The 7,875-nt window shown below is 66.9% G+C and carries 7 protein-coding genes; 4 read left to right on the top strand and 3 right to left on the bottom strand.

Going from position 1 to position 7,875, the window contains the following annotated elements; genetic code table 11:
• Positions 1–241 precede the first annotated feature (241 nt).
• Positions 242–3,673, top strand: a complete 3,432-nt coding sequence (locus tag AOK24_RS19345; protein WP_159051926.1) for a type ISP restriction/modification enzyme — start codon at positions 242–244, stop codon at positions 3,671–3,673.
• A gap of 240 nt (positions 3,674–3,913) precedes the next feature.
• Here the strand turns inward: AOK24_RS19345 and AOK24_RS19340 are convergent, their stop codons facing one another.
• The 3 genes from AOK24_RS19340 to AOK24_RS19330 all read right to left on the bottom strand — a co-directional run bounded on the left by AOK24_RS19340 (position 3,914) and on the right by AOK24_RS19330 (position 5,267).
• A complete protein-coding gene (locus AOK24_RS19340) occupies positions 3,914–4,162 on the bottom strand; it encodes a hypothetical protein (protein ID WP_055721325.1) in 249 nt (82 codons plus the stop codon).
• A 6-nt stretch (positions 4,163–4,168) separates the two neighbouring features.
• Positions 4,169–4,492, bottom strand: coding sequence for a hypothetical protein (locus tag AOK24_RS19335; RefSeq protein WP_133258228.1), 324 nt, complete (start codon positions 4,490–4,492; stop codon positions 4,169–4,171).
• A 109-nt stretch (positions 4,493–4,601) separates the two neighbouring features.
• On the bottom strand, positions 4,602–5,267 hold the full coding sequence (locus tag AOK24_RS19330; RefSeq protein ID WP_063799480.1) for a Crp/Fnr family transcriptional regulator: 666 nt from the start codon (positions 5,265–5,267) through the stop codon (positions 4,602–4,604).
• 443 nt (positions 5,268–5,710) lie between these two features.
• Here AOK24_RS19330 and AOK24_RS19325 point away from each other — a divergent pair, with 443 nt between their 5' ends.
• From AOK24_RS19325 to AOK24_RS19315, 3 genes are all read left to right on the top strand, one after another.
• Complete coding sequence (locus AOK24_RS19325; protein WP_240554002.1) at positions 5,711–6,058, top strand: hypothetical protein; 348 nt, start codon at positions 5,711–5,713, stop codon at positions 6,056–6,058.
• Positions 6,058–7,653, top strand: coding sequence for a hypothetical protein (locus AOK24_RS19320; RefSeq protein WP_055721321.1), 1,596 nt, complete (start codon positions 6,058–6,060; stop codon positions 7,651–7,653). Before AOK24_RS19325 ends, AOK24_RS19320 begins: the two co-directional genes overlap by 1 nt.
• A 54-nt stretch (positions 7,654–7,707) precedes the next feature.
• Positions 7,708–7,875, top strand: a 168-nt coding sequence (locus AOK24_RS19315) for an ATP-binding cassette domain-containing protein (protein WP_159051925.1), incomplete at its 3' end; no start/stop codon positions are given.

The raw sequence follows: 7,875 nt of genomic DNA, 5'->3' as shown, positions 1-7,875 counted from the left end.
TCGTCGGCTACGGCATGCTGGGGGGGGGGGGGGGGGCGGGGGGGGGCTCTTCCGCGACGGATGGGCTACCCGGCAGTGGGAGTGAGCGCTGCCGCACCTGGCTGACTTCCACGCCTGGCGTGATGGCCTGCGGGTCGAGCCGGAAGGCGAGCGGGCGTCGCCGTCGCAGGATGATGACATTGGTGCTTCTGTGCGCCCCCGAATGCACCCTCCAGGCGCCCCGCGCTCCCCTCCTACCGTCATGGAACAGCGGGGGCCGGAAAAGTCTGGCCCCGACGGGGAGCAGGGTGCGGCAGGTGACCGCACCGACCTGACGTCGGCCGCATCTGCCCACCTTGGGGATGGGGGCGGTATGGGGTCCCGTCGCAGGACTCATGACAGCTTCGAGCAAGCGGTGCAGGCCGCCGTGTCGACGTTTGGGGCGGAGGTCACGCCGAAGCTGAGAGGCAGTGGGTGGCAGGAAGACCAGCTGCGGGGACCGATGGAGAACATGATCCGGTCCATATGTCGCGGGCTGGGTTTGGACGTCACCCTCATCGGCGAAGTCCCACTCGTCGACATGGGAGCCCGCCCTGACTATGCCGTCGAGGTCGGGGGCGCCCTCGTCGGTTACATCGAGCTCAAGAAGCCGGGCACCCAGGCAGACCCGTCTGACTACACAGGCCGCAACGCCGAACAGTGGGCGAAACTACGGCTGCTCAACAACGTTCTGCTCTGTGACGGGAACGAATTCTCCGTCCATCAAGAGGGCCAACGGGTTGGTGAAGTGGCCCATATGAAGGGCTCGGTTCTCACCTCTGGATCCCGGCTTGCCCCCGCCGACGGGACACTCGCGCGGGTGCTGCGCGATTTCCTGACCTGGGAGCCGCAGACACCTCGTACCACGAGTCAACTCATCCGAGCAGTCGCCGGGCTCTGCCAACTTCTGTCGGAAGAGGTCGGAGAAGCGATCGCACAGGAGAAGAGCCGTCGACGTCCACCGGCGTTCACGACACTCGCCAAGGACTGGCGACACCTGCTGTTTCCGGAAGCAACCGACGCCCAGTTCGTCGAGCAATACGGTCAGGCAGTGGTGTTCGCACTGCTGCTCGCCAGGGTGGAGGAGATCAATTTCGAAGGGGAGACCGTGCATGAGATCGCCACGAAGCTCGGCAAGAAGCACTCGTTGATGGGGCAGGCCCTGGATGTCTTGGCCGGCGACTCTGTTGCCGGCTTGTCCACCACGCTGAACACATTGCTTCGGGTCATCGGCGCGGTCAGATGGGATGTGCTGGACGATGGCACCGGGGACGCCTACTTCCTGTTGTACGAACACTTTCTCCAGATCTACGACCCCGACCTGCGGATACGCACAGGCTCGTACTACACACCGCGTGGCATCGTCTCGGCCATGGCCCGGCTCGTCGAGGACGTCCTGAAACGGGAGGGTTTCCGTATCCCGTCCGGCTTCGCTTCTCCCGATGTGGTCCTTGTCGACCCAGCCATGGGCACCGGCACCTTCCTCCTGTCGGCGCTGGAGCTTGCCGCCGACACCATCACCGAGGCAGAGGGCCCAGGTGCGGTGGGCCCACGCTTGCGAGAGATGGTGGGACGTCGGCTGGTCGGTTTCGAGATGCAGGTCGGTCCGTTCGCTGTCGCGGAACTACGCATGCACGCCATGCTCAAGCAGTACGGGTCCGCGGCCCCCGCCCAGGGACTCAGGCTGCTGGTGGCTGATGCCCTGGACAGCCCGACAGCCGAGTTCAACTGGATCCCCCACACCTACCGGGCGCTCGCGGAATCCCGACGCCAGGCCAACCAGGTCAAGCGGGACGAGCGTGTCATGGTCGTCATGGGCAACCCGCCTCACGACGCCGTGAAACGGGGCGCCGGTAAGTGGGTGGAACGAGGGGAGCCCGAGGCGGACATCCCGGCTCCGTTGGGGGCCTTCCGGCAACCTGGCAACGGCAGGTACGAGTCGAAGATCGCCAACCTCTACGTCTACTTCTGGCGCTGGGCCACCTGGAAGGTCTTCGACGCACACGACGACGTGCCATTCGGTGTGGTCGCGCTGATCACGCCGAAGGCATGGCTCAAGGGCCGGGCGTTCGCCGGAATGCGGCGCTATCTACGCGAAACCGCCGACGAAGGCTGGATTGTCGACCTGAGCCCGGAGGGCCAACGTGCGGATGTCGCGACCCGGATCTTCCCCGAGGTGGCCCAGGAATTGTGCATCGCGATCTTCGTGCGATGGCGGGACAGCCCCAGGCCACGGACAGATCAGCAAACTGCAAAGGTAAGACACCTCAAGGTCGGCGGGCGCAGAGACGAGAAGATTGAACGCCTGACGACACTCACGCTCGACGACCCCGTATGGCGTGAGTGCGCCACAGGTGAGACGGACGCCTTTCTGCCACCCGGCAGCGACCTGTGGGAGTCCTGCCCACAGTTGAGAGATCTGATGCCGTGGTCGTCTCGTGGCGTCACACCTGGGCGCATGTGGGTCTACGCACCGGACGAGGACACACTTCATAGACGGTGGCAGCGCTTACTCGCCGCAGATACCGAGAGACGCGCCGAGATGCTCGGACGCTCTGGTGAGCGGGCGCCTTCAGACAAGGTCCCGCCCCTGCCAGGAGTTGAGTCTCACGGGCGGATACCGCTCGCCGCCGAGCACAGGACAGACCCTCAAACGGTGCGCATTGGATTCCGCTCGTTCGACCGGCAATACGTCTTGCCCGACAGCCGATTGATGGAGCGAGGCAGAGCGGACCTTTGGCGTGTTCGCAGCGACCGTCAGATCTACACCGTTGAGCAGAACGCCCACCCGGTGGTCAACGGTCCGGCACTGGTCTTCAGCGCCCTCATTCCTGATATGCACTACTTCAACAACCGCAGCGGATGCGCCCGTCCTCTCTACCGCAACGCCGCAGGTACGTTGCCCAACGTCACGCCCGGGCTGCTCCCTCTGCTCTCCGGGCGCCTCGGCGTATCAGTCGTCGCAGAAGACCTGCTGGCCTACATCGCCGCGATCGCGTCCCACCCGGAGTACACAGCTCGATTCCAGGAAGACCTTGAGGTTCCGGGCGCCCGAATACCTCTAACCACTGACCAATACCTGTGGGAGCGGGCGATTGCCATCGGCCAGCGAGTCTTGTGGCTGCACACCTACGGCGAGCGATATGCCGACAAGACGGCCGGAAGGCCGTACGGCAGGGTGTTGTTGCCACGCGACCGTCCCCGATGCGTTGAGGAGATTCCAGACGATGTGGAAACCATGCCGGAGAAGCTGGCGTACGACCCAGTGACACAGGATCTGTGGGTAGGCAGTGGACGGATCAGTCCGGTGTCTCGTGCGGTCCGGGAGTACGAAGTGTCCGGGATGAACATTCTCGACAAGTGGTTCGGCTACCGACGGAGGAACCCCGCCGGCAAGCGACGCCTCGAACTGGACCATGAGTTCGCTCGGCGCTGGCTTCCCTCATGGACAACGGAACTGCTGGAGTTGCTGAATGTCCTTGGCCTGCTCGTGCGAGAGGAGCCAGCACAGGCCGATCTCTTCAATGATGTGTGCGCAGGCCCACTGATCACGGTGACGGACCTGACCGCAGCGGGAATTCTCCCCGTTCCCACAGAAGCAACGAGGGCGCTGAAGGCAACATCGGACGCGGGCGACGCACTATTCGACCTGTAAGCGAAAGAGCGGCCCCCGAACTACGTGCGCCGCACCTACATCGCTGCTGAACGTGCTGCGCAGCCGACTTCTTCTGCGTGAGCGGACGGGTTGGCACGGGCCGAGACCTGACAGACTGGCGATCATTCCGGATGTGTCCTGACCAGGTGGTTCCGGGCACCGAAGAACCGTCCGGAACCACCCAGCAAGCTTTGGCCAGGACTTTTAATCCATTGGTTGTGGGTTCGAGTCCCACAGGGCCTACGGTTCGTGGGCGGAGTCCTCTTCAGCCTGCTGCGCGGCGCCCGAGTCTTCTTGTCGACTCGGGCGCCGCGGCGTCTGTTCGGACGAAGCGGCATTGGAGTTCCGGAACCGTCGCCAGGCGTCACGGGTGCGACTGGCTGAGTCGATCAGGTCGGGAAACTGGTCCAGAAGCCCTTTCAGCGCGAAGAGAAGTACTGAGATCACGCCTGCCATGGCGAGGATCGAGATGATGACTGTGTCGTCCACTGGCGATTAAATGTGGTGGATCTGTTCGTACTTGGCCAAGATCTGTCGAGCTTGGCCCGACATCCGGGTCTCGGCGCGGTCGCGGGCGATCTCCGCGATCTCGGCCGGCGAGTAGCCGAGTTTGCGGAGTGCGTTGAGGGCGATGCTGATGACATCCACCATCTCGCGTGCGGCGGCTTGATCGTCACCTGCCTCCAGGTGGCCTCTGAGCTCGTCGAACTGGATCTGTGCGGCACGTTCGAAGTGCGAGATGGGCTTGCGTTCCATCTCGTTCTCGACTTCGAGCCAGGCGTTCCATATGTCCTGGAACGGTCCCAATTCGCCAGGCATGGAACCCTCTTTCGCACGGTTGGGTGCGGTCGGTGCCGCGCAGGTGCGTCGAGAGTAGCAGGATGAGTTTTATTGCGTAGATGATTGCGTAAAAATACTCGTACCGAACTCAGTCCTGGTCGTTGGCCAGTGCGCGCAGCCTGTCGAGGTCGAGCACTACGAACTTGTGCCTGCCTGTTGTCACCAGCCCTCGGTCGCGGAGTTTGCGCAGGGCGAGTGTGATCGCCTCCCGGGATGCGCCGACTCGGCTGGCCAGCTCCTGCTGGGAGAGTGTCACGCCGATCTCCCACCGCCCGTCGACTTCTCTGCCTGCTCCCGCCGCGAGGTCGAGCAGCATGAGGGCTACACGGCGTGTGACGTCGAGACGGGAGAGTGTGGCTCTCTCGTTGTCCGACTCCCGTCTGCGGCGGACGGCGCTTCGGTACATCTGCGGCCAGAGGTGGTGTCGGTCGACGAACGCCACGAGGTCCTCCGCGGTGATGTCCAGACCGACGACATCACTCACGGCCTTGACCGTGGCCGAGCGTGGTTCACCCGTCAAGGCGCCCTCGTCGCCCATGAGTTCACCCGGGCCGCGGACGGCGAGCAGTACTTCGGAGCCGTCGAGGGCGGTCTGTGTCACCGCAGTGTTTCCGCTTCGGATGATCAGTGCGGAGCGGGAGGGCTGCCCCTGCCAGAAGATCACGTGGTTGGCGGGGAAGCGGACTTCGGTTCCCAGGGACTCCAGCTCTTGCCGCTGCTCTGCCGAGGTCGACACGGTCACGTCACTAGCCATGCCGCTGAGTGTAGTTCTGTGCAGAGGAATGCCTCGAAATGCTCAACCAGGTGGTGGGGAGGGTTCCTGTCGCCGGTCCGGCGATGTTCCGGGGGGTACTGCTTGAGTGTGAAAGAAGGCTGTGGAGAGTGGCTGGAAGTCGAGCCTTCGGAGAGTGATTCGGTGGTCGAGATATGCCTGCTTCCTGAATTTCATGGCTTTTTGCCCGAATCCATACATCTCGTTTCGGCCGATTGGCGTTGTTGAGTCGGCGTGCGGATCCGGGCACCTTGCCGGCAGATATGCGAGCCGCGCATGCAGGCCGCAAGAGCAGCGGGGAGAAGCAGGTGCGGAACGGGCTGTTGGCTGTCGGAGTGGCCGGGTGTCTGGTTGTGGGCGTGGCGGGGCCGGGGGTGGCTGTTTCGGACACGGGGTCGACGCCGTTGCCGGGGACGGGGGCGAAGGTGGAGGTCAACGCTTGGCACTGCAACGTCTACGCGGACAAGTGCTCGTTCAAGACGTCCACGAAGACCCTCAAGGGCGGCAAGAAGTACAAGGTCCGGAAGATCACGAACATGGCGACCGTCAAGGCCAACGGCTGGCAGGCGACGCTGGCGCTGAGTCCGAGCGGTACGCAGGTGAGTGAGAACACCCGGCAGGTCAGCTGGACGAACGAGAACACGTGGATCGCGGACATCAGCGGGATCGCGGATCCCGGGGGTTCGATCAACACGAGTATCACCACGTGCTCGGACGGGGGCGCCTTCAAGGCCGGAGTCAAGGCGTTCGCCTCGGCCTGTGCCAACGACTGATGGCCGGCAAGGGGATGCTCGCCGGCGCGGGTGCGGCGCTCGCCGCGCTGGTGCTGGGCGTCGTGATGCTGGACGGCGGCGAGGTCGAGCGGCCCGCGCGGCCCGGCGAGGACCTCGCCCGGCAACTGGACGCCCTGCGGGGCGCCAACGACCTGGTGCGGGCGGGCCGTGCCGAGGTGGGCCGGGATCCGGCGCTGTACCCGACGGCGTACGGCCGTCTTGAGGCCGGAGTCGGGAAAGGAACCCCGCCCCCGGTCCACCCGGACGCGTTGGCGGGCCTCGCACGTGACGACCGGCTGGACACCCCGGCCTGGCGGGCGCACTACGTCTGTCTCGCCCTCGCCGAGCCGCCAGAACCCGAACCCGGCCTCAGCTCGGAATCCGGCCCGCGCCCCGGCTCGCAATCCCGCCCCGGCTCCGCACCCCGACCCACCTCCGCACCACTCCCCGGATCCGCCGCCGCAGTCCTGAGCAGAGCCGGGATCCGCGAGCGCGCCGAGAGCGAGACGCTCGCCTACCTGAAGGCCCCGGACGCGGACGACGACGCGCTGACCTCGCTCGCGACCAGGGCCGCGTTCCTGCGGACGGCGCGCTGTCTGGGCCGGGGCGCGGACGTGCCCCGGGAGGCGCTGGAGCGGCTCGCCGCCGACGCCGGGCGCGCTGATCGGGCCGTACCCGTCCTGTACGCGGTCGAAGCGCTCGCGGAGGCCGGCGTACGGGCCGAGGGGACGCGGGTGCTGCGCACCGGTCGTACCGGGGAGTGCGGGGACGCCATGCAACTGGCCGCCGTGTCCCTGCTCGGGAAACGGACCGTCGCGCGGGAGTGTCTGCGGCCCGCGCTCGCCGACCCCGATCCGCAGACCCGGTGGCTGGTCCGGCGGGCGCTCGGCGGGAGCGGGGCGTTGCCCGCCCCGGTGGCCGAGGTGCGCGGCGACGGGCTCGTCGCCAAGTCGCCCGCCCAGCTCGGCACGCTGACCGCCACCTACAACGCCGTACGGGCGCTGACCGCGAGCGCGCGGCAGAAGGACGTACCGCCGTGGCTGACCCGGCGGCTGCGGCAGCTCGGCGCCGACCCCGCGCTGGACCCGTCCGACCGTGTGCTGCTCGCGATGGTGTGCCACCGGCTGGACCTGGACTGCGGACCCCAGGCCGCACGGGGCAGGGCGGAGGCCGCCGCGCTCACGGTGCCCGCGCGGCTGACGACCGGGAACCGGCGCGGCTGGTACGGCGCGCTGGCGGCGCGGGCCGAGTTCGGGCTCGGGTGCCGCCGTACGGCTGTCGCGGCGGCGCGGGCGCCCGAGGTGACGGTGCTCGCCGACGCGGGTTGCTCGGCCCAGGCCGAACGGCTCGGCGCGGGAACCGATTTCGTCGCGCAGGCCGGTGCCGCCCTGCGGACGGGAAGGCTGACGGCCGCCTCCGACGCCGTCCAGGCGGCGCTCGCCGCCGGGCAGAACGTCCCGCAGGAGTTCTGGGACGGGCTGCCCGCCCAGCTGGAGCGCTACCGGGACCCCGAGTTCCCCGACCTGTACGCCGACGCGCCCGGCGGCGTCGCCTCCGCCGAGGCGACCCGGGCCGCGTACTACCTCCTGGCCTGACGCGACCTCGACGAGAACCCGACGAGCCCCCTGACGAGACAAGGACACCGTCGTATGCCCACCGCCCCACCACCCGCCGTCGAAGCCGAGGCCCTGTCCTTCACCTACGACTCCGGGGGCGGGCTGGTCCACGCGGATCTGGTCGTCGAGGCGGGGGCGACGGTGGCCGTCCAAGGGCCGTCGGGATCGGGGAAGAGCACCCTGCTCGCGCTGCTCGGCCTG

The sequence above is a fragment of the Streptomyces niveiscabiei genome (assembly GCF_001419795.1).
GTDB classification, from domain to species: domain Bacteria; phylum Actinomycetota; class Actinomycetes; order Streptomycetales; family Streptomycetaceae; genus Streptomyces; species Streptomyces niveiscabiei.
Note: the sequence above shows the minus strand (reverse complement) of the source record. Positions and strands in the feature narration are given on the sequence as shown.